This is a genomic window from Pseudoalteromonas shioyasakiensis (assembly GCF_024518675.1).
In the GTDB taxonomy this organism is placed as follows: domain Bacteria; phylum Pseudomonadota; class Gammaproteobacteria; order Enterobacterales; family Alteromonadaceae; genus Pseudoalteromonas; species Pseudoalteromonas shioyasakiensis_B.
This window is the reverse complement of sequence record NZ_JANIGL010000001.1, coordinates 536689-558220: the sequence shown is the minus strand read 5'-3', so window position 1 is coordinate 558220 and position 21532 is coordinate 536689. Positions and strand designations below refer to the sequence as shown.

Here is a 21532-nt window from a genome sequence, read left to right as displayed (position 1 = left end):
ATTGCTGGCATTGTTATATATATTTTATTTATTGCCTTGCTTACCTGCGCCCTAGGAGAGCGTCAACAGTACAGCCATTCTGTGAGAAAGGCCTTTTCTCGCTTTTCGAAAAAAGTTTATTTTATGGTAACAATGAGCTGGATGTGTGTTACTGCTCTTTTGTTTTTTTCTCTACCCATACTTATAGCTAAATAACCTGAACTCAGGTTAAATACATTCCTTAGCAAAATCAGTGACAACACAGGTCATGATTTCTCATTAAATAGGTAGCTAGTTACCTATTCAAAGTTTATTACTTCTGCTTCGCCTGCAAGTTCAAAAAAATTCACCTTGGTAATAACTTGGCTTATAAAAAATCGTGATATGGTAATGAAAGAAAACCACTTATAGGGGCACCTCACCATGAACCATAAACTTGACCACGTCTATTTTAATATTTGATAACTTACCAAGGAAGAATAAATATGAATTATATCCATAGTACAATTGCACAACTTAAAAAAACCAGCCCAGCGCAATGCGAATTTTATCAAGCAGTTGAAGAAGTGCTTGAGTCACTTGAGCCAATTCTTGAGAATACACCAGACTATCAAACCAATGCCATAATTGAACGCTTAGTCGAGCCTGAACGTCAGATCATGTTTAGAGTTCCGTGGGTTGATGACAAAGGCAACATACACGTCAATAAAGGGTATCGAATAGAGTTTAACTCAGCGTTAGGCCCTTACAAAGGCGGTCTACGCTTTCACCCGAGTGTTAATGCCAGCATAATTAAATTTTTAGGTTTTGAGCAAATATTTAAAAATGCATTGACCGGTTTACCAATTGGTGGCGGAAAAGGCGGCTCTAATTTTGATCCTAAAGGTCGTTCTGATGGCGAAATTATGCGTTTCTGCCAATCATTTATGAACGAATTATATCGCCATATTGGCCCAACTACCGATGTGCCCGCAGGTGACATTGGTGTCGGTGCGCGCGAAATTGGTTATATGTTTGGCCAATATAAACGATTAACAGGTCGTTATGAGGGCGCGTTTACCGGTAAAAGTTTATTGTGGGGCGGCTCACTCGCCCGTAAAGAAGCTACAGGCTACGGCGCAGTGTATTTTGCCAACTACATGCTACAAGAAGCTAACGACACACTCGAAGGTAAACGTTGTTTAGTGTCGGGCGCGGGCAATGTTGCTATTTATGCTATGGAAAAGCTTTATCAGCTTGGTGCAACGCCAATTAGTTGTAGTGATTCAGGTGGCACCCTATATCACGAGTCAGGTATAGATTTAGCGCTGATCAAACAAATTAAAGAAGGTGATAGAGCCAGTTTAGCGAGTTACATTGACTCTCACCCTGATGCGCGTTTTATTCCTCGAGCTGACTACCCTGAAGATGGTCACGCTGTGTGGCGTTTTAATGCCGATGCGGCTTTCCCCTGTGCCACGCAAAATGAACTGACTCAAGCCGATGCCCAGGCACTAATTGCAAACGGCTGTATTTTAGTCAGCGAAGGCGCAAACATGCCCGCTACCCAAGACGCAATTAATGTATTCTTAGATGCAAAAATAGCTTATGGCCCCGGCAAAGCCGCTAATGCGGGTGGGGTTGCAACAAGCCAGTTAGAAATGGCTCAAAATGCAAGTATGCAAACATGGACGTTTGAAGAGGTGGATACAAAGCTTCAGCAAATAATGAAAAATATTTTCGATACTGCCAGCAGTACCGCAAAAGAGTTTGGCCAACCAAACAACTTAGTGTTAGGCGCTAATATTGCCGCATTTAGGCGTGTTGCCGATGCCATGATTGAACAAGGCGTTGTTTAGGTATTAAATGCTCCTCAGTTGAGTACCCAATTGGTTTTAGTTGGGTACTCATTTATGTTGCCATTACAGTATTGTTATTTATCGGATAATTTCGATATTTATCTCAAACTACTTTGTTATCAGTTTAAGCTCACGTACTGTGAGTATAACTAATAGCAAAGAGTTTCAACTATGTCTGACCGAATTAAAACTAAAATGACAGTAATCAATACCACGCTTTTATTAAGCACGTTATTTGTATCTCATGCCGCATTGGCTGAGCCACTTGATTATCAAGATCAACAAAAGCTACATAATATTGCCAGTGCTGTTTCAGCAAAGCGCCTTGAGAGCGATGTGCAAACCTTGGTTGACTTTGGCACTCGTCATACCTTGTCTGAGACGAAATCGAATACCCGCGGTATTGGCGCAGCGAGACGCTGGATAAAAGCTGAGTTTGAGGCGATATCTAAACAATGTGGTGGCTGCTTAGAAGTGATTGAAGTGAAAGATACAATCTCTGGTGAAAAACGTATACCAAACCCTGTTGAAGTGGTTAACATTATTGCTATTCAGCGCGGAATGGATGAGCCAAATCGCATGGTGATGATGTCGGGGGATATAGACTCACGGGTCAGTGATGTAATGGATTTTACCAGTGACTCTCCCGGAGCAAACGATAATGCAACTGGGGTTGCAGGTGTTATTGAAGCCGCTCGTGTTTTATCAAACTATAAATTTAATGGTTCCATTGTTTACGCTGCGCTTTCAGGTGAAGAGCAAGGACTTTTTGGTGGTAAAATACTCGCTAAACATGCACAGCAACAAGGTTGGCAAGTTCATGGCGTTTTGAATAACGACATGATTGGCAATATCACTGGCATTAATGGTGTAACCGATAACACAACAGCCCGTATTTTCTCTGAAGGCACACGGGTGATAGAAACCAAAGAGCAAGCCCATAAACGACGCTTTACCGGTGGAGAGGTTGACTCAGCAAGCCGTAACTTAGCGCGTTATATTGATACCATCGCCGACAGGTACATCCCAAATTTAGATACCATGTTGGTTTACAGACTCGACCGTTTTGCCCGTGGTGGCCACCATAGACCTTTCAACGACATGGGGTATGCTGCCGTCAGGGTGATGGAAACTAACGAAAACTATAACCATCAACATCAAGACCTACGTACAGAAGACGGCATTGTTTATGGCGATACCATCGACGGCGTGGATTTTGATTACACCGCAAAACTCACTTCACTTAATGCAGTGAGTTTAGCCGCCATGGCCTGGGCACCCGCACCACCAAAAGGCGTGGAAATATCTGGTGCGGTAAAACCAAGTACAACATTAAAATGGCAAAGAAACACTGATAAAACCACCGTTGGCTACAGAATTTACTGGCGTTATACCAGCGAACCACAATGGCAGTTTAGCCGCTATGTAGGTGATGTAAGTGAAGCAACCCTTAAAAATGTAGTTATCGATAATTATTACTTTGGTGTCGCTGCTGTTAATAAAGACGGCATTGAATCACCTGTGGTTTTCCCTGGTGATGTGGGCGCATTTGAGCATGTTATAAAGTAGTTTAGCTATGCGTAGCGAAAGTTCTCTTGCGCTACCGCTATATTGTTTCAGCCATAATAGCAGTAGGGCGGTGATAATAAATTAACTTATTGACTTTAAAAGTGTTTATTTCGCTTGTTCTCGTATAAAAAAATGTGGATTCTCGATTAAGTAAATTCTCGCCATGGGAGTGACGAGTTTTTGTTGCCATCTTTCTTATAAGTTAGTAAGTTAATAATATTATTATAAATTTTAAAGTGTATTTACGTAGAATAGGATAAACACTCGCGAGTGTTTATCCTATTCTTGGTAAAACACTGTTAGCAGTACAAAGGAGTTCAAATGATCTGGCTGAATAATTCCAGAATAATAGCCATCTTTGCTGTCGTATTTTTACACGTATCAGCAGGGGTCGTGACTGGAAATGATGTGGGAACTGAGTACTGGTGGGTCGGAAATGTGTTCGACTCTGCTGTCAGGTGGTGTGTTCCTGTTTTTGTAATGATAAGCGGTGCACTATTGCTAGATCCGAATAAACAAGAAGATTTAGCAACTTTTTATACTAAACGGCTCTCAAGGATACTAGTTCCAATTATATTTTGGTCGGCTTTTTTTCTGGCGTGGTCTTTTTTAAAAAGTACAGTGAAAGGGAATGAGCTAACTATAGTAGATTTGTTAAAACAGCTACTGTCCGGAAAACCTCATTATCACATGTGGTTTTTATACATGATTATCAGTTTATATTTGTTTACCCCATTCTTTCGGAAAGTTGTGGCGCATTCGAGCAAAAAGGAACTCTTAGTCTTTATTGCGATCGCGTTCGTAATGACAATGCTCAACTATGCCTATGGTAAGTTCATCACTGGTGGCTCAAAACTATTCATTAATTGGTTCCTTCTATATGTTCCGTACTTTTTTTTAGGGCACCTTATACGTCAAGATAATCGTAATCCAAAAAAGAGCATTTTGTGGAGTGTCTTTATAGTATCAATCTTAGTGACGTTCTACGGCTGCTACATTCTGGCAGAAAAGTCCAGTTTGGAACACGGTTTATATTTTTATGGCTATTTGAGCGTGAGTGTGGTTCCTATGTCAATTAGCCTCATGTATATTCTTAAGGCATGGGGCAAGCCGGTTATTAATACTTCCTTCACAAAGAAATTATCAATTCTTACTTTAGGTATATACCTTGTCCACCCTGTAATATTGGAAATAATTAACTACATACAATATGGAGCAGGAAGCTTTCATCCAATAGTTTCTGTTCCAGTAGTTACCTTTATTGTATTCGGAATGTCAGCAGGCGTTGTATATGTCATGTATAGAATTCCATTCATTAGAAGGGTTATATAGAACTGCTAAAGCGGGTTAAATAGGACAGGCACAAAAATTTTTGCAAAAACCACAGTATCAACGACTGTTGTTATATACAGTTAAAGTGAAGTTGATATTTTATGACTCGCGCAAGAAAAAATCTAATTGATTTAGCATCGACATCTTATTATCACTTAATTTCACGATGTGTTAGGCGAGCATTTTTGTGTGGAAATGATAAATATACAGGTAAAAACTTTGATCATCGACGGGAGTGGCTAGTCGATCGGATAAAGTTATTAAGTAGTGTATTTGCCATCGAAATTGCCGCTTATGCAGTTATGAGCAATCACTACCACCTTGTTGTTAACGTCAATAGGCGTCAAGCACTTGATTGGTCTGATGATGAAGTATTTAACCGCTGGTATCAGCTTTACAATGGCCATGTTCTGGTTGATCGCTACTTAAATGGAGAGAAGTTAGATAAGGTAAGTGAGCTATTTTTCAATGAACTCATCGCAAAGTGGCGAGAAAGATTGTATGACATCAGGTGGTATATGAAAAACCTCAATGAGTACATTGCCCGTGAGGCCAATAAAGAAGATAACTGCACAGGTAAATACTGGGAAGGACGCTATAAATCACAAGCATTATTAGATGAAACCGCAGTACTCAGTTGCATGGCTTATGTTGATTTGAACCCTATTAGAGCAAACATAGCTGATACGCTTGAAGGTAGTGATTTCACCTCAATTCAAGAACGTATAGCGCATTTCAAAGCTTTTACTACAGACACGGTTAAAGCGAACAAGCTTCTTAAACAAAAAGACAATATTCAGCATGAAAGTCAACCAGCACAGCTAAAACCATTTGGTGGTAATCACATTACACACACGATCCCCTTTGCCTTATTGGATTATTTTGAATTAGTCGACTGGAGTGGCCGCCACCTAGATCCAAAGAAAAAAGGGCATATCAATAAAACTATGCCAAAAGTGCTGCTTACTTTAAATATAGAAGAAGCACAATGGCTTGAATCAATAATGCGATTTAGGCAGCAGTACTCAAATTTTGCTGGTAGCAAACAACGGTTAAAGCAACAAGCCGCCAGCAACGATGTAAAATGGTACAAAGGCACAGGCTAAACAAATTCAGCCCATTAAATTATTGATACAAAGTAAAGAATTCAATTTTTAGCTTATCTTTATAACCTAAAATCCCTCCCAAGCGACTCAACTCTACACTCTATAGCAAGCTGAGTGAAAAAATAATGGTAAGGTTACCTACAACGGGAAAATAGCGTAATCTTTCTCAAGGAAATATGTGCCTGTCCCTTTTTATTTTTTCGAAAAGTCTAAGTAACCGATTGAATTAAAAAAGTAACTCGGCTAAGGTTAATGTATCAAAAAAATAAATTAAAAATGAGTTATTCTACAGGCTCGTTAGCAATCAGGAGTAGTTTCGTGGCATATGATTCAAATTGTAAGAAGTGCCCATATCACAGCCAAGAACATTTGATTGTAAATCAGAGAACTACTAGAAACTCGCCTCCAGTAGAGTTTGAAAATAACAATAGCGATACTCTATTGGTTTTCCAAGCTCCCGGTGATGTTGAATGGAGAGTTGGAAGGGCTATCCAGCCTACAGTCAAAGTCGGTGGTACTGCTGGTAGACGAATTGAACTGTCTTGGGAGAGAGTTGGTAAAAATAGAGCTAACTTCGATATTGTAAACTCGGTTCAATGTTTTCCTGGAAATGAAGGAACTCGTGATTTAGCGCCTAATGGTGTAGCTATTAACTCGTGCTCCTATAGATTAAAAGCAATTTTAAATACAAAGGAATATAGGAAAATAATTACCTTTGGCGATGTTGCGAATCAAATGGTTAATTCATTATTAGAAATAGGCAATGAATTACCAGTTATCATTCAAGCAAAGCACCCAAATGGCGGAACATCAAAAGGTGAACTTGATATCTTATGGTAAATTGCTAACAAGGCATTAAACGGAACTAAAACAGTTGGTTAGGTTTCGCTTCGTTCCACATTAGTACCAACAATTTTAGTCCGCTTAATGCGGCGTTGGCACACAAAGGAATCAGAGAATTGAACAATAACAACTCTATAGAAACAGCATCAAATGCTGTGCGGAAAATGTGGGAAACACATGGCATTAAGAAGCCTATGAGGTTCTTAGGTTTTTGCTTAAGCTTGCTGCCCATTCCCGGTATACAGCAAGCTGGTTCCGCATTAGATAGGCATCTGAGTGACAAAGCCTTCGAGGCTCAATTGGAAGCGCTCTGGGCTGAAATTTCAGCGGCAAATGAAATGGTGAGTAAAGTTGACTCTCTGGAAAAAGCTATCCAAGAAATTGCTAAAACTATTGAGTCCTCGCCAGAGCTCGAGGTAAAGACCACTCAATTTATTTCTTCACTAGGTAATGCTCAAAAAGAGTTCTCAGTCCTTACCGAAAATCAAAGCTACCAAGAACTTAGAAGTTCCATCATTCATGCGGATATATCGGCATTTGTTGCTACTGGAGGCAGCACCAATGTAATACAAAACTCCACAGTTAATTCCGAAAAAACTCACCTTCATGCAACTGACAATAGTAAAAACTACGTAGATGGAACTACTTTTCAGGGGGGCGGAGGTGCGGTTTCTATGCAGGGCATCACTACACAAGGCGCTGTTTCTGTCCAAGAAAGTGGAATTGGTTTTGGTGCAGGAGGCTCTATTAGCTTCGGTGGCAATCCAAACCAGGTATCTGGAAATTGCCCTAATTGTAATGAACTTCTTCGCCTTGATAAGAGAGAACTAGCAAATTACAAACGGGCTCAGTGCCACAAATGTAACGGTGTTTTTCCTTATAAACTGTAAAATGCCTAACAAGGCCAGCCAGAGGGATGCCAAAACCGCCGCTTCGCTCTGGTTTTGTCACTCCTACTGGCGGCGTTATGTGCAAATGGAGCCTGCATGAGTAAAATAATCAAACTATCAGCATTAGTGTTGATCATATTTATTGCTTTATGGCAGGTGAGTAAAAATGAAAAATTTCAATTTTTTGGTAACCTTATAGATCGAGTAGAAACAACTGAAAAAGTAGTCGCATTAACTTTTGATGATGGTCCGACTAAACTTAAAACAAAAGAAATTCTTAAAGTCTTAGATGAATCAGATATTAAAGCTACATTTTACCTAGTCGGCAAATCTATCGAAGAAAACATTCAAGAAACAAAAAATATCATTGATAAAGGTCATGAAGTTGGAAACCATTCATATACTCACCAACGTATGGTTTTGAAAAGTTATAACTTTGTTGCAGATGAGCTAGAAAAAACTAATGAATTAATTACAGAGGCAGGTTATAAAGGTGAAATACATTTTAGACCACCTTATGGTAAAAAATTGTTTTCGCTACCTTATTATCTAAATAATAATAATATAACTACCGTTACGTGGGATGTGGAGCCTGAAACTTATTTAGATAAAAATGCTAGTGCAAGTGATATATCCGATTACGTTGTCCAAAATACTAAACCAGGGTCAATTATTCTTTTACATGTAATGTTTAAATCTAGAGGTAATTCAATGGCTGCGGTACCTTTAATTATTCAGCAGTTAAAAGATAAAGGCTATCGCTTTGTTACAGTCTCAGAATTAATAGGCAGTAGCACATAATTGGGTAGCCGGAGGTCTCCTCCAGCCCGCACACCACCCATCATGCGCTTTATATTAATAGGAAGTGCAATGGGCGGTTCATCTGCCGTAATGAATATTGATCCAAATATCTCTCAATGACACTAAACCTTGTGACGCTAGATAGTCATTGCCTATCGCAATGTTAATTCCTTTTGTTTATGAGCTTCGACAAGGGTCTTCTTCGCTTCCAAGCGCCTACTTTTGGTACTGGTGATACCACAGGCTATGGCGAGTCGTTCGCTAACACCCAATTTCATCAAACTGCGTACTTTAGTTTAGTGCGTGCTATTCCTTATAAAGAGCGTCATTGCCGCCAGTAGTACATTTTTAGCCTACGGTTGATACGCTAAAGCGCAGCGTTTATTAACCTTTTTGTGAATAATTCACTAATTTTTTTGCACAAAGAGAAGGGAATGAGGATTAACTTAAAGGCTTATATTTGCATGCGTAATACACACTACTTTAATCAAACTAACCCTTATCTCCTTAAATAAGCGACTCAAACACTGGCAAAACGCCAATTAAAGCAACAGCAAATCCCTTTTTATTTTTTACGCAAATCGAAGTAACTAATTGAATCAAAATAGCAACTCGGCTATGGTTTAACATGATTTAGTTGATTAGAAAGGAGTTTTCTTTGAATAAATTTAACCCTCATATTCCAGCTTTAAGTATAGTGTCAGCTGCGATGTTGTTTCCTGCATATTTAAGCCTATTTGTACTTGAAGGGGAAGCTGCTCAGATTTGTATATTTTGGGGGAGTGTGTTGTTCAGTTTATTTACCGCAGGTTATGCGCAATATTTTGATGTGTATGGCTACAAAGGTCGGTTTTTATTACTTTTGGGCTATATGTTGTTTTTTGTGCCATTTGCTATCTATCGATTTTTAGTTATAAATCTACGCAAAGGATAATAGCGACTGTGTTATTGCAGTGTTTCATTACTTAACATCACGAAAATGGTTAATACGCCAATGAATAAAGTTCCGCTAAATAAAAATGCATACTCGCAACAATCAAAGCGCTCTGTCGGCCATGAATTTCTCGCAGCGTATTATGAAGATATCAAGTACGTTTGCATCAAATGTAATAGCGAGGCTGTATTTCTTGCTCAAGATCAGAAACAGGCTTATGAAGTAAGAAAAGAATATATGTGGGCTGAGCGTAAACTCTGCAACAGCTGCTGGAAACAAATGCGGGCGATAAAAGCTAAGTTAGTTAGCGTTGAACTTGAATACTGTGCAAACAAAGCTGAACGACTATTAAATGAGGCTTTTCTCACTCAATGGCTAGATTTATTGGTGCTTTATCCTCAATTTGGTAAAAAAGCGAATCCTGCAAGAGTAGAGTTTGTCAAAAAGCACCTCATGAGTCAGGCAAGGTGATGCGATGGAAACCACAAGATTAATCATCTTTATTATTGCATGTGGATGTATTTTATTTGGTTATTTTCGTTTGCTAAGCGATGAGCAAGGCCATGTCGATTTAAATAATTACCGTTTTACCGGTGGCCTTGGCAAAGTGTTGTACGGCGTGTTTGAGGGTTTACGTGATTTATTAGCAGCAGAGGTATCTTCTGAGTCGGTTTCTGCCTGTGCAATCTACGCGGGTATCATTTTATTTATACTTGGTTTTAGCCTGTAATTATATGTTATCGGTGTGATTTACTTATCTATAAAGCGCATATTCGTAGTACTTTGAAATCGTTAGACTTGTAATTTATACCTGTTTTTCGTCAGTCAGCCAAGGAGGCCTTACGAGAGTACGATGACTCCGCTATTTAGATGCAAAAAAAGCGACCTTAGGTCGCTTTTTTGCTGTTTGTAGTTATTAAAATTAAAAATGTTTCTTTTTCGCTCTTAATTGTGAGTCAAATTCATCAGGAAACAAAATAGTGCCGTCGTCTTCTTCTGTAGGGAATACGGCGATAAGTAAGTCATCTTGTTCAAGGCCTGGGGTCCAGCGGCTTTGCCAGTCTTTAATAGGAATAGCTTTAGCTGTACAGTTTTCCCACTCGCCGGTAGCCCAAGCTTCTGCGTAAATGCGCTCTGGCCAAACTGGTACGCAGTCATCATCTTCATTAACCAGCATAACGCACCCATCGTCGTCATTTAATATCCAAACTTGCTTGAACTCTTGTACGGTTTCAAACATAAATGCCAGTCTTTTCTTTGCTCCTAAACCAAGGATTGTTTCGAACTTTTCAGTTGCAGTGGCTGTTGCATTATTCATATAAAGGCTCACTTTTGATTGGCTATCGTCTTACTTTAGTATATTGACTAATATTACAAATTGTCGATTGCTTTAAAAATTATTTAGTAATTGCTATGTATAAATCGTCTGCTAGTTGCTTTAAATCATCGCGTTTATTGTTGGTTAATGCATACGTTCTTAAACCATATAATCCCATGGCTAAAAAACGAGCACGTTGCTTGGCCGTATACTCAGTGGTTATTTCGTTTTTTAGTATGGCACGGTTAAATTGCTCGGCAAGGGTATTTTCATATGCATTTAAATTGTCACTGAGCACTTGGCTTATCTGTTCGTCTTGACCTTCTACTTCGCTAATACTTTTAGTCAGTAAGCAAACTTTCATGCTATCGCCACTTACACATTCAGCTACGACAGAATCTATGTAGGCTTTTAAATTGGGCAAGACTGCTTTATCTGCACAAAATAAGTTTGTAAACTGCTGATTCCTATCGGCTTGATATTGTTCAATCGCAGCCAAAAATATACCCTTTTTATTTTTAAATGCAGCATATAAGGAACCGGGGTGTAAAGCTGTCACTTGAGTTAGCTTTTGCATACTGGTTTTTGCATAACCATATTGCGTAAATGCGATCATGGCCTGACGTAATACATATTCGCGGTCAAACTCAGCAACTCTCATGGACTCTCTCAGACAAATGTGGAAGTGGGAGTAAGCTAGTTTACTTAATCTTGAACAAATATTCAAAATACCCTTGAATAAATCCACTGCCACCCTTATCTTGAATGTACACTCAAGATAAGGATTTAATACCATGACCACAGATTTACTTAAACCGTTTAAACTTAATAACAGCATTGAGTTGCAAAACCGTGTACTAATGGCACCATTAACGCGTTGCATGAGTGATGATAACCTCGTCCCTACGCAAGCAATGGTTGATTATTATGCACGACGCGCTGATGCTGGCTTAATTATCAGTGAAGCGACAATCATTCGTCCTGATGCACAAGGTTACCCAAACACTCCAGGACTATTCACGTCGGAACAAATTCAAGGCTGGAAAAAAGTCACTGATGCAGTACATGCAAATGGCGGCAAAATGTTTGCCCAGCTGTGGCATGTTGGCCGAGTTGCACATCCTCACTTTTTTGACGGTGAAGTGCTCGCACCTTCAGCAATTGGTATCGAAGGCTCAGTCCCACGCATGCGTGAGCTAACTTACCAAACACCTAAAGCTGCTACCGTTGAAGATATCAATACACTTGTTGCCGATTATGCGAAAGCCGCTGAAAATGCGATTGAAGCCGGCTTTGATGGTGTAGAAATACATGGCGCAAATGGCTATTTAATCGACCAATTCTTACATTACGCAGCCAACCAACGTGATGATGAATATGGCCAAACGCCAGAGAATATGTCGCGCTTCGCATTGGAAGTGGTTGATGCTGTAATCGCTGCAATTGGCGCAGATAAAACAGCACTGCGCTTATCACCAGGTGCTTATTTTAATATGCAAGAAGATAACCGTGACAAAGCTGTTTTTGATTACTTATTAACAAAATTGAATACGCGAGAGCTTGCTTACTTACATGGTGGTATTTTTGATGACAGCATGCGCTTTACAAGCTTAGAAGACAAAACCACATCAGAATATTTACGTGCTAACTATACAGGTACTTTAGTTGGGGTAGGCAGTTATAGTTTTGAATCTGCCAGTGCGGCAATAAACAATAACCAATTTGATTTAATAGCAATAGGGCGTCCGTTTATTGCAAACCCAGATTACATTAAAAAAATAACTGATAACGAAGCACTCGTTCAATATGATGATGCAATGCTTGCTGAGTTAATATAGTTAACTGCTCTACTCAAACGTTCACAGCTACGGGCGTTTGAGTAGGTACTACTTGATATGCACAATTGTTAGCCTAACTTCCTGATTTATTAATGCCATTAATCGTTAATGGCTACCCCTGTAATTGAAAATATCTTACACTGTTTTTATCTCATGCAAGGACAGTGTCGCAATGCTCAATATTATTCAATCTAACCGAATGGAAACCCTGCAAGCTCAGTTTCATGAACTGTTAACTGTTGATCCGCTAACCAGCCCATTTGAAAAAGAAGTGGTACTGGTGCAATCGCCGGGTATGTCGCAATGGCTTAAAATAGGTTTGAGTGAACAGCTCGGTATTGCAGCGCAGGTGGACTTTCCATTGCCTTCGAGTTTTATTTGGCAGCTTTATCAGCAGTTATTGCCAAACGTACCCAAAGAGTCCGCATTTAATAAACCAAACCTTGCTTGGAAAATATTTACTATTTTACCGGATTGCATTGATGAGCCATTATACTTACCCCTTAAAACCTATTTAGAAGGGGATTTAGACGGGCAAAAAACCTTTGCTTTATGTGAAAAAATAGCCGACGTGTACGACCAATATTTAATGTATCGCCCACATTGGATTGCAACATGGGATAGCGGCAAAGATGCCCTAGATGACGTAGACATTAGTATTTCTCCTTGGCAGCCCGATTTATGGCGACGCATTGTTGCTTTAAGTAGTGATCTTGGGCAAAGCCAGTTTCATCGTGCCAATATGCAAGGTAAATTACTGGCAGCACTTGAAACCATGGACGAGAGCCTATTGCCAAAACGCATTAGCCTATTTGGTATATCGGCCATAGCCAGCTCTCAACTGGAAATTTTTGATGCACTAAGTAAAAAAACGCAGGTGTTTTTATTCTTTTTTAACCCAAGTGAACATTATTGGGGTGATGTGGTTGATGAAAAAACCGCAGCAAAAATCACCGCTAAATACGCCAAAACCCCGTTAATTGATGCCGCTCAGCATACGCTTAATAAACCCGATGAAGAATATTACTTTATTGGTAATCCGCTGCTGTCATCGTGGGGTAAATTAGGCCGCGATTATTTTGAGCAGCTTGTACAACTTGATGCTAACTGGATTGACGGCTTCACCGACAGTTTTGATGACTCACTACTGGGTAAAATTCAAAGCGAAATATACCAACTAGCATTTAAAGGTGAATCACTAACGCTAGATAAAGAGTTGTTTATCAATGATAAAGGCAAACTGTCAGTACGCGAGGATGACACCAGCATTATTGTAAGTGATTGTTATACGCCGCTGCGCGAAGTTGAACGCCTGCATGATTATTTGCTTAACTTGTTTCATCAAAACCCAACACTCACGCCAAAAGACATCATAGTAATGATGCCTGATGTGGGCACCTACAGCCCGTATATCGAGGCGGTATTTGGCGGTGCTCATGGCAAGCGCCATATTCCGTATGCGTTAGCTGATTTAGCCATCGAGCAAGAAAAACCAGTACTGAGTTCGTTTGCCAGTTTAGCCAATTTACCGTTTTCGCGTTTTGGCGTGTCTGATATTTTAGATTTACTGCAAGTAACACAAATTGCCGAAAAGTTTAGTTTAGAGCCTCATGAGTACGAGCAAATTCAATACTGGCTGGAGCGAGTAGGGGTAAAGTGGGGCATTAACGCTGAGCATAAAAGTGGCTTTGATTTACCTGCGATAGATTTAAACACCTGGCAACATGGCTTAAACCGTTTATTGCTTGGTATCGCACAGCGCGATGAGCAAATCCCATTTGCGGGCATTTACAGCGCCGATGAAGTAGAAGGCATGGCGCTCGATACGCTCAATAAACTGGTGCATTTTATTGATGTGCTGCAAACATTTGAAGAACGCTTAAGCCCAGATGACACCCTTACCAATAAAGCCGATATTTTAGATGAGCTGATTGAAGCCATTTATGAAAGTGAAAGCGATGACAGCTGGGATCTTTTAGTACTTAAAAAAGTACTCGATGAGCTGAAAAAACACTATGAAAACGGTGATTATACTCAAGCGGTGTCGCAGCGCATTGTCAGCTACTTAATCAAACAAGGCATTCAAGAAAAGGGCGTTGGCCAGCGATTTTTAGTCGGCCAAGTTAACTTTTGTACGCTGATGCCGATGCGCGCCGTACCATTCAAAGTAGTGTGCATGCTAGGGCTAAACGATGCCGACTACCCGCGTACTGTGCAACCCATAGGTTTTGATTTGGTGCCGTATTCTAAAAAGCAAAAAGGTGACCGATCACGAAAACTCGATGACCGTTATCTATTTTTAGAAGCGCTCCTGAGCGCCCGCGATAATTTATATATGAGCTATATTGGTCGTTCGTGTTTTGACAACCAACCACGTATGCCATCAACACTAGTAAGTGAGTTATTAGAATACATTGGCCGAAGCTTTACCTTAACTGAGCAAAGCGAGCGAACCCTGCCAGACTGTTTAGTTAAAGCGCAGCGCCTACAGCCATTTAATCGCCATTATTATATGCCAAGCGAGCAAACATCAACGCAATTAGCGTTTAGTGAGCACAGCTATAACCCAGTATGGTTACCGGCAGAAGCTATAACGCCTGAGCCACTTAGCAAACTTAATGTTGTTATGCCTGAGAGTTTAGATCTTGATGTGTTTATTCGCAGTGTATGTAACCCCCATGAAAGCTTTTATCAGCAAACCTTGGGCCTACGCTTACCTGAGTTTAACGATGTGGCGAAAGATGAAGAGCCGTTTAGTGTTGATGCCCTTAAACGTTATTTTTATTTAGATGAAATACTTGAAGCGGCCATTTTTGATAGGCCCCTGAGTCGCGAACAAATATTGCAACGAGGGGAACTGCCCCAAGCTCATGTCGGTGACTTGATTTTTGAAAGTATGGAGCACCGGGTTGACGCGCTTGCAGGGCAAGTGAAAACCCATATTGCGACTGGCAAAAATGAGCCCGTTGAAGTGTCTTTAACACTTAACTGTGAGGATGCTGATGGTAAAACGCAAAGCAGCCAACTTGAAGGCTGGCTCAATCATATTTACTTGCAAAAACAAGTGTTTTACAGAAGTGCCAGTATTAAAGCCAAAGATCTAATTAAAGGCTTTATTTATCATTTAACGGCTCAAGTGATGGGTCACCCTGTGGAAACTTTAATTTTAGGTTTAGATAAGCAAATCGCTTTTGCGCCGATGGATGCAGAGTATGCACAGCAACAATTAAACCAATGGCTTAGTTTATACGCGGCGCTTAGGCAATCGCCAGTGGCATTTTTTCCGGCCAGTAGTTATGAGTTCGTAAAAACTGAGGGCGATATTAATAAAGCGATTAATAAATTTAGCCCACAATACATTGGCCGAGGCGAGGGAGAAAACCCGTACATTCGTTTAACTACGCAATCGCTATTAGATTGCCAAGAAGAATTTACTAATTGGAGCAATACACTCCTTACGCCATTAATTGATAACGCTAAGGAGAGTGATTATGCAAGCGCTTAACCCGCTCACAATGCCACTTACGGGGCAAAGTTTAATTGAGGCTAGTGCTGGCACAGGTAAAACCTATACGATTACTGGCTTGTATTTACGTTACTTACTTGGCATGCAAATAGCGGATGATCCGTATTGTGAGGTCAATAAGCCACTAAGCGTGGAACAAATTTTGGTTGTAACTTTTACCGAGGCTGCAACACAAGAAATTAAAGACAGGGTACGCGCTCGTATAATCGCAGCGCGTGATGCATTACTGGGGCTTAAAACCAAAGATGATTTGGTAAGCGAAATCATTGCAAGTATCGAAGATAAACACCGCGCCTTTGATTTACTCGATGCAGCGGCAAAATCGATGGATGAAGCGGCCATTTTTACTATTCATGGTTTTTGTCAGCGCATGCTCAAACAACATGCGTTTGAGTCTGGCGTGGCGTTTAATTTAGAATTTATACTCGACGAGCGCGAAATTCTACTTGAGACCATTAAAGATTTTTGGCGTACTTTTGTCTACCCGTTAAATAAAGAAAAAACTGATGCCATTTTGGATGTATTCCCAGCACCTGAATCACTATTTAGTCAGGTAGCGAGTTTACTAAATAAAGGTAATGCGCTCATTACACCGACGATCAAACTTGATGATGTATGGCAAGCACGTGAAGAGTACTTAGCTAAAATCCCCACCTTTAAAAAAGCGTGTTTAGACAGGGAGTTTATTGCTGCAATTAAAGCGTCAGGTCTCAGTGGTTCTAAAACTCCGGGACGTAAAGGCAGCCTGCAAGCGCTTGAGGATTTTTGCCATGGTGATGAGCTATTTTTTAAATTTGGCACAAGTAAGTATTCGTTTGAAGTGTGGAGCACTGATAACTTAAGTGACCCGGCTAACTATAAAAAGAATCAGCCTTTATTTAGCCATGAATTACTGCCCCAATTTGATGAACTTGCCAAGCTAAGCGGTACTATTAACGAAGGGCTTGGTATAGCCATTGCTCAACATGCTGCAAGCTGGGTTAAAACAGCCATTGTTAAACGTAAAACAGAGCAAAGTGTGATCACCCCTGATGATCTATTAAGTAATTTACACAGTGCGCTTAACAGTGAGCAAGGCGATACACTTTCGCAAAAAATAGCCCAGTTATTCCCCGTGGCGATGATTGATGAATTCCAAGATACCGACCCAATTCAATACGGTATTTTTAGTAAAATTTATGGCCAAGAAAATACCACACTTGCGATGATTGGCGACCCTAAACAAGCAATTTACGGCTTTAGGGGCGCGGATATTTTTACCTATATTGGCGCAAAGCATGCGGTTGCGAAGGAGCAACAATTTACCTTAGGCACTAATTTTCGCTCAAGTAGTGATGTAGTAAGCAGTGTAAATAAGCTATTTGCCAAGCACGACAACAGCTTTATTTATAATGAGGCCATTCCATTTAATCCGGTTGCAGCCAAAGGTAAAAAAGAGAAAGAATCCTTTTTAATAGACGGCAAACCCGCCAAGGCGTTTGAGTTTTGTGTATTTGCCGACACAGCCGCCGATGACAGTAAAAAACCCACCAACAAAGGGGTTGGGCAGCAACATTTAGCTAGCCACTTTGCCAATAAAGTCGTCACTTTGCTAAGCCAAGCGCAACAAGGCCGTGCCTGCATTGGTAATGAGCCTGTAACCGCTGCCGATATTTGTGTTTTGGTACGCGACCGATTAGAGGCGCAAATTATTAAAAAAGCGCTGAGCGACGCTAAAATTGCCAGTGTGTATTTATCTCGCGATAGCGTATTTAGCCAAGAGCTTAGCCATCATTTACTTAACTTTTTAACCGCATTGCATGGTCAATACAATGAATCATTACTGCGCGGTGTATTGGCGGGGCCGCTATTTTGTTTAAGTTATAACGAGATTTACGCGCTGGCTGACGATGAAGAGCAGTGGCAATCGTACCTTCACTTTTTTGCTTACTTAACGACGCTGTGGCACAAACAAGGTGCTATGGCGATGCTAGAGCACCTGTTAAGCCACAATCAATTAAGCGCGAAGTGGCAGGGTTTGGGTTATAACGTAGAGCGCTGGCTCACCGATTACCGCCATTTGAGTGAAATACTGCAACAAAAGCAAATTGAGCTTGAGGGCACATTAAGGCTATTACGTTGGTTTGCGCAAAAGGTTAGCCAACAAGATGGTGAGGCGGTGCAAGTTCGCCTTGAAAGTGACGCAAACCTAGTGCGCATTGTAACCATGCACGCTTCAAAAGGGCTTGAGTTCCCGCTGGTGTTTATGCCATTTGCAAGTGGTTACCGTGAAACCAAAGAGGCTTTGTATCATAAAAATGGGCAACTTATTTACGATTTAAGTAAAGCGGATGATGCCCTGCAAAAAGCTGAGCAAGAGCGCCTAGCAGAAGATTTACGCTTATTGTACGTGGCACTCACGCGGGCCATTCATTTTTGTGCCATTGGCATGTATAACTTAGGACAAGGGCAGAGTAAGCGATTGGCAATACAAAGTAGCTCGTTGGGCCATGTACTCTTCGCAGGGCTCGATATTACCAGCAGCGAAGTATGGCGTAGCCACTTAAAAGAGTTTTGCGACGAAAACAAAGCTATGCAATACACTGAATTTACCAGTGATGAGTTGCAACAGCAGGGCACGTTGCAATTGACTTCAACGCAAAGCTCAAGTCACAATCTCAGCATTAATAATGTGACAGTAGATATTGAAAAAGATTGGCGTGCCACCAGCTTTAGTGCTTTGAGTTTTAAAAAACACACTGATCATATACAACCTGGGCGCAGTGATGAAGATCACGAAAAAGATGAATTTGCTGCAGAGCAAGAAGACGTTAAATCGCCATATAGTTTCCCTAAAGGGGCAAAACCCGGTAGCTGCTTACATGAAATTTTTGAACAGATTGATTTTACCAGCCCGATATCGCATCCAACTAACAGTGAGCAAGACTTAGCTTGTGTAGTCGAAAAAAGCTTAAAAAAATACCACATAGATAGTAGCTGGCAAGAAACTGCAGAGCAGTGGATACAGAGCGCCCTGCAATGCCCACTCAATGACGAGGGGCTTAGTTTAAGTGTACTGCCACCGAGTGATTGCTTGGTCGAGATGGAGTTTAATTTACCCCTTGAGAGTTTAAACGCTAAACAGCTTAATGCCGTGCTTATAAAACACTTTGGTTTTAATCAAAGTAACCTTGAGTTTTTGAATGTTAAAGGCTTATTAAAAGGCTTTGTTGATTTAATATTTTGCTTTGAAGGCCAATATTATATTTTGGACTATAAATCGAATTACTTAGGGAACAAGCCAAGCGACTACGAACAAGACTCCCTTGAGCAAGCCATGAGTAGCCATCAATATCATTTACAGTACTTAATTTACACTGTGGCGCTGCATCGTTTGTTAAAGCAGCGCATTGCAAATTATAGCCCAGAGCAACACTTAGGCGGCGTGTACTACACCTTTTTACGGGGGATGGGTGAAGGGAAAGGCATCTTCTTTAATAAACTCACCACTGAGCAAGTGGCTATTTTAGATGGCTTATTTACTCAACCCGCGGTTAAAAAAGGAGATGCATCATGAGCGAAGTTGATGTAGTAAATGAATTACCATTAATGGCCGCTGAGGCTGATAATTCGATAGATACCGTGCCGCTAATTGACTATTTAGTGAGTGAAGGGCGCCTGCGAGTGGTTGATGTGAAACTTGCTGAGCTTTTAACCGAACATGCAGCGAGCAGTGCTGACAATAACGATGTATTTAACTTAATTTTGTTGCTGTGCTTAGCAGGGCAAAGCCAGCATAGCTGTTTAAATTTAGATGATGTAAATTGGCAAAATCCATTTAACTTACGAAAATCTGACTTTAATAAAGCACAAGGCTCATCACCCGATACAGTTAGCCCATTCAGTGATGAGTTTGATATTAATCAAGCGGTTCGCAGTTTAGAGTCGCACCCAAGTGTAGGTGAGCAACAACCACTGTGTTTATTTGGTAATCGGCTTTACTTTGCACGCCTTGCAGGGTACGAACAAACGCTAGCCTCAAGGTTATTAGCTATGAGTAGGCGTGAAATAAAAATAGACAATGCTGCGCTTGCTAAGTTACTTAATGATTATTTTCCTGAAGATAAAGCACCAAAAGAAGGGCTCGACTGGCAAAAAGTAGCCTGTGCTATGGCGGCCACAAAGGGGTTTAGTGTTATCACCGGCGGCCCAGGCACCGGTAAAACCACGACAGTGACAAAGTTATTAGCCATTTTACAATCACTGTACCAAAGTGCGCCGCTAAGCATTAAGCTGGTGGCCCCAACTGGTAAAGCCGCCGCGCGGTTAAGTGAATCTATTTTAGGGGCTAAGCAGCAATTAAAAGCGGATATTCCAGATAATGTTGAGCCACACATTCCGCAAACGGCGCAAACTATTCACCGTTTACTTGGGGTTAATCCTTTTACCAATAAGTTTAAACATAACAGCAGTAACCCATTACATGTAGATGTATTGATCATCGATGAAGCGTCGATGGTTGATTTATCACTGATGGCTAAATTAATCGAGGCATTGCCCACTCGCGCAAGGTTAATATTACTCGGCGATAAAGACCAATTAGCGTCGGTAGATACTGGCAGTGTCATGAGCGACTTATGCCAAGGCTTGGCTCTTGGGCAAACGCCGAGTTATTCTGATGCCCGCTGCACCGAGCTTAATCAGTTGTGTTTTAATGGCGAGCAAAAATTACAATCGCAGCAAAGCCCATTTGCATTAGCCGATTGCATCGCGTTCTTACAACACAGTTATCGCTTTGATGCTAAAAGTGGTATTGGCGAGCTGGCTTTTGCGGTGAACACCAACAACTCAGGTAAGCTCAATTATGTTGAGCAGGAAATCTATTCAGGCAAATTTAACGACGTTGTTTTAGATTACGATATTGTTACTAAGCCAATTGAAAAACTGGTACAAAGCGCTGCCAGTCATTACAGCCAGTATTTAAACCTCATTAAGCAAGGCGCGCCGAGTGCAGACATTCATCATGCGTTTACACAATACCAATTACTCGCCGCGGTGCGTGAAGGGGATTACGGCGTAAACAGCTTAAACCTTCGTATTGAAAAGCAATTACATAACCTTGGCTTGATCAATATCCATGCAAATAACCGCCATTATTTAGGTTTACCTATTATGATTGCGCAAAACGACTACCAATTAAAACTGTTCAACGGCGATATTGGTATTCTACTGCATGATGAAAACGCCCAGCTAAAAGCGGTATTTATTGACGAGCAGGGCAATGAACGGGCATTTTCACCAGCACGGCTCCCAGCCCACGATAAAGTGTATGTAATGACCATACATAAATCACAAGGCTCAGAGTTTAACTACACCGCCATGGTTCTACCCCCTGCAAACCAAGCAACCGCGGGTATAAATCGCCAATTGGTCTACACCGGCATCACCCGCGCAAAACACACCTTCGAGCTGGTGGCTGATAAAAAAGTATTACTCATGGCTATGAATAAATCAGTCAGCCGAGCATCAGGGTTGTATGAGAGATTGATTGAGTTGTAAGCTTTAAGCGGTAAGTTTTA

Annotated in this window: 17 protein-coding genes; 15 read left to right on the top strand and 2 right to left on the bottom strand. The window is 40.8% G+C overall.

The features are described 5' to 3' along the window. Window positions 1-464: 464 nt before the first annotated feature. From gdhA to NQT69_RS02395, 11 genes are all read left to right on the top strand, one after another. Entirely contained in the window at window positions 465-1817 is a 1353-nt protein-coding gene (gene gdhA / locus NQT69_RS02445) for an NADP-specific glutamate dehydrogenase (RefSeq protein ID WP_256826120.1), read from the top strand. Window positions 1818-1988: 171 nt separating this feature from the next. Continuing rightward, a complete protein-coding gene (locus tag NQT69_RS02440) occupies window positions 1989-3386 on the top strand; it encodes a M28 family peptidase (RefSeq protein ID WP_256826119.1) in 1398 nt (465 codons plus the stop codon). Window positions 3387-3707: 321 nt separating this feature from the next. Then, entirely contained in the window at window positions 3708-4718 is a 1011-nt protein-coding gene (locus NQT69_RS02435; RefSeq protein WP_256826118.1) for an acyltransferase, read from the top strand. 101 nt (window positions 4719-4819) lie between these two features. Beyond that, window positions 4820-5824: an alpha-amylase family glycosyl hydrolase gene (locus tag NQT69_RS02430; protein WP_256826117.1), complete on the top strand. Its 1005-nt coding sequence runs from the start codon at window positions 4820-4822 to the stop codon at window positions 5822-5824. Window positions 5825-6142: 318 nt separating this feature from the next. After that, the gene (locus NQT69_RS02425; RefSeq protein ID WP_256826116.1) at window positions 6143-6664 is read left to right on the top strand and encodes a uracil-DNA glycosylase family protein; all 522 of its coding nucleotides are present in this window, start codon (window positions 6143-6145) and stop codon (window positions 6662-6664) included. A gap of 119 nt (window positions 6665-6783) precedes the next feature. Further along, complete coding sequence (locus NQT69_RS02420; protein ID WP_256826115.1) at window positions 6784-7557, top strand: hypothetical protein; 774 nt, start codon at window positions 6784-6786, stop codon at window positions 7555-7557. A 96-nt stretch (window positions 7558-7653) separates the two neighbouring features. Continuing rightward, window positions 7654-8358 carry a polysaccharide deacetylase family protein gene (locus NQT69_RS02415; RefSeq protein ID WP_256826114.1) on the top strand — a complete coding sequence of 235 codons (705 nt, stop codon included), beginning with the start codon at window positions 7654-7656 and terminating at the stop codon, window positions 8356-8358. Window positions 8359-8537: 179 nt separating this feature from the next. Further along, window positions 8538-8699 carry a hypothetical protein gene (locus NQT69_RS02410; protein ID WP_256826113.1) on the top strand — a complete coding sequence of 54 codons (162 nt, stop codon included), beginning with the start codon at window positions 8538-8540 and terminating at the stop codon, window positions 8697-8699. Between the two features lie 317 nt (window positions 8700-9016). Beyond that, window positions 9017-9292 carry a hypothetical protein gene (locus NQT69_RS02405; RefSeq protein WP_256826112.1) on the top strand — a complete coding sequence of 92 codons (276 nt, stop codon included), beginning with the start codon at window positions 9017-9019 and terminating at the stop codon, window positions 9290-9292. Window positions 9293-9352: 60 nt separating this feature from the next. Next, window positions 9353-9763 carry a zinc-ribbon domain containing protein gene (locus tag NQT69_RS02400; RefSeq protein WP_256826111.1) on the top strand — a complete coding sequence of 137 codons (411 nt, stop codon included), beginning with the start codon at window positions 9353-9355 and terminating at the stop codon, window positions 9761-9763. A gap of 4 nt (window positions 9764-9767) precedes the next feature. Then, window positions 9768-10022 (top strand): MetJ regulator of methionine regulon, encoded by a 255-nt coding sequence (locus NQT69_RS02395; protein ID WP_256826110.1) that lies wholly within the window; start codon window positions 9768-9770, stop codon window positions 10020-10022. A gap of 192 nt (window positions 10023-10214) precedes the next feature. On the opposite strand, the gene NQT69_RS02390 is transcribed toward NQT69_RS02395, so the two are convergent. Both NQT69_RS02390 and NQT69_RS02385 read right to left on the bottom strand, forming a co-directional pair. Then, window positions 10215-10610 carry a DUF2750 domain-containing protein gene (locus NQT69_RS02390; protein WP_256826109.1) on the bottom strand — a complete coding sequence of 132 codons (396 nt, stop codon included), beginning with the start codon at window positions 10608-10610 and terminating at the stop codon, window positions 10215-10217. Window positions 10611-10689: 79 nt separating this feature from the next. Further along, a complete protein-coding gene (locus tag NQT69_RS02385; RefSeq protein ID WP_256826108.1) occupies window positions 10690-11271 on the bottom strand; it encodes a TetR/AcrR family transcriptional regulator in 582 nt (193 codons plus the stop codon). A gap of 133 nt (window positions 11272-11404) precedes the next feature. Between NQT69_RS02385 and NQT69_RS02380 the strand changes: the two genes are divergently transcribed. The 4 genes from NQT69_RS02380 (at window position 11405) to recD (ending at window position 21512) form a co-directional block, all read left to right on the top strand. Further along, the gene (locus NQT69_RS02380; RefSeq protein ID WP_256826107.1) at window positions 11405-12448 is read left to right on the top strand and encodes an alkene reductase; all 1044 of its coding nucleotides are present in this window, start codon (window positions 11405-11407) and stop codon (window positions 12446-12448) included. A gap of 172 nt (window positions 12449-12620) precedes the next feature. Then, window positions 12621-15953 carry an exodeoxyribonuclease V subunit gamma gene (recC, locus tag NQT69_RS02375; protein WP_256826106.1) on the top strand — a complete coding sequence of 1111 codons (3333 nt, stop codon included), beginning with the start codon at window positions 12621-12623 and terminating at the stop codon, window positions 15951-15953. After that, entirely contained in the window at window positions 15940-19530 is a 3591-nt protein-coding gene (gene recB / locus NQT69_RS02370; RefSeq protein WP_256826105.1) for an exodeoxyribonuclease V subunit beta, read from the top strand. The genes recC and recB overlap by 14 nt, the downstream gene beginning before the upstream one ends. After that, window positions 19527-21512 (top strand): exodeoxyribonuclease V subunit alpha, encoded by a 1986-nt coding sequence (gene recD / locus NQT69_RS02365; protein WP_256826104.1) that lies wholly within the window; start codon window positions 19527-19529, stop codon window positions 21510-21512. The genes recB and recD overlap by 4 nt, the downstream gene beginning before the upstream one ends. Window positions 21513-21532: the final 20 nt, after the last annotated feature.

Excerpts from the sequence above, each read along its gene's own strand:
- NQT69_RS02400 (WP_256826111.1), top strand. The coding sequence starts at position 9,353 with ATGAATAAAGTTCCGCTAAATAAAAATGCATACTCGCAACAATCAAAG.
- NQT69_RS02440 (WP_256826119.1), top strand. The coding sequence starts at position 1,989 with ATGTCTGACCGAATTAAAACTAAAATGACAGTAATCAATACCACGCTT.
- recB (WP_256826105.1), top strand. The coding sequence starts at position 15,940 with ATGCAAGCGCTTAACCCGCTCACAATGCCACTTACGGGGCAAAGTTTA.
- NQT69_RS02430 (WP_256826117.1), top strand. The coding sequence starts at position 4,820 with ATGACTCGCGCAAGAAAAAATCTAATTGATTTAGCATCGACATCTTAT.
- NQT69_RS02435 (WP_256826118.1), top strand. The coding sequence starts at position 3,708 with ATGATCTGGCTGAATAATTCCAGAATAATAGCCATCTTTGCTGTCGTA.
- NQT69_RS02410 (WP_256826113.1), top strand. The coding sequence starts at position 8,538 with ATGAGCTTCGACAAGGGTCTTCTTCGCTTCCAAGCGCCTACTTTTGGT.
- recC (WP_256826106.1), top strand. The coding sequence starts at position 12,621 with ATGCTCAATATTATTCAATCTAACCGAATGGAAACCCTGCAAGCTCAG.
- recD (WP_256826104.1), top strand. The coding sequence starts at position 19,527 with ATGAGCGAAGTTGATGTAGTAAATGAATTACCATTAATGGCCGCTGAG.
- NQT69_RS02395 (WP_256826110.1), top strand. The coding sequence starts at position 9,768 with ATGGAAACCACAAGATTAATCATCTTTATTATTGCATGTGGATGTATT.
- NQT69_RS02380 (WP_256826107.1), top strand. The coding sequence starts at position 11,405 with ATGACCACAGATTTACTTAAACCGTTTAAACTTAATAACAGCATTGAG.
- NQT69_RS02390 (WP_256826109.1), bottom strand. The coding sequence starts at position 10,610 with ATGAATAATGCAACAGCCACTGCAACTGAAAAGTTCGAAACAATCCTT.
- NQT69_RS02415 (WP_256826114.1), top strand. The coding sequence starts at position 7,654 with ATGAGTAAAATAATCAAACTATCAGCATTAGTGTTGATCATATTTATT.
- gdhA (WP_256826120.1), top strand. The coding sequence starts at position 465 with ATGAATTATATCCATAGTACAATTGCACAACTTAAAAAAACCAGCCCA.
- NQT69_RS02385 (WP_256826108.1), bottom strand. The coding sequence starts at position 11,271 with ATGAGAGTTGCTGAGTTTGACCGCGAATATGTATTACGTCAGGCCATG.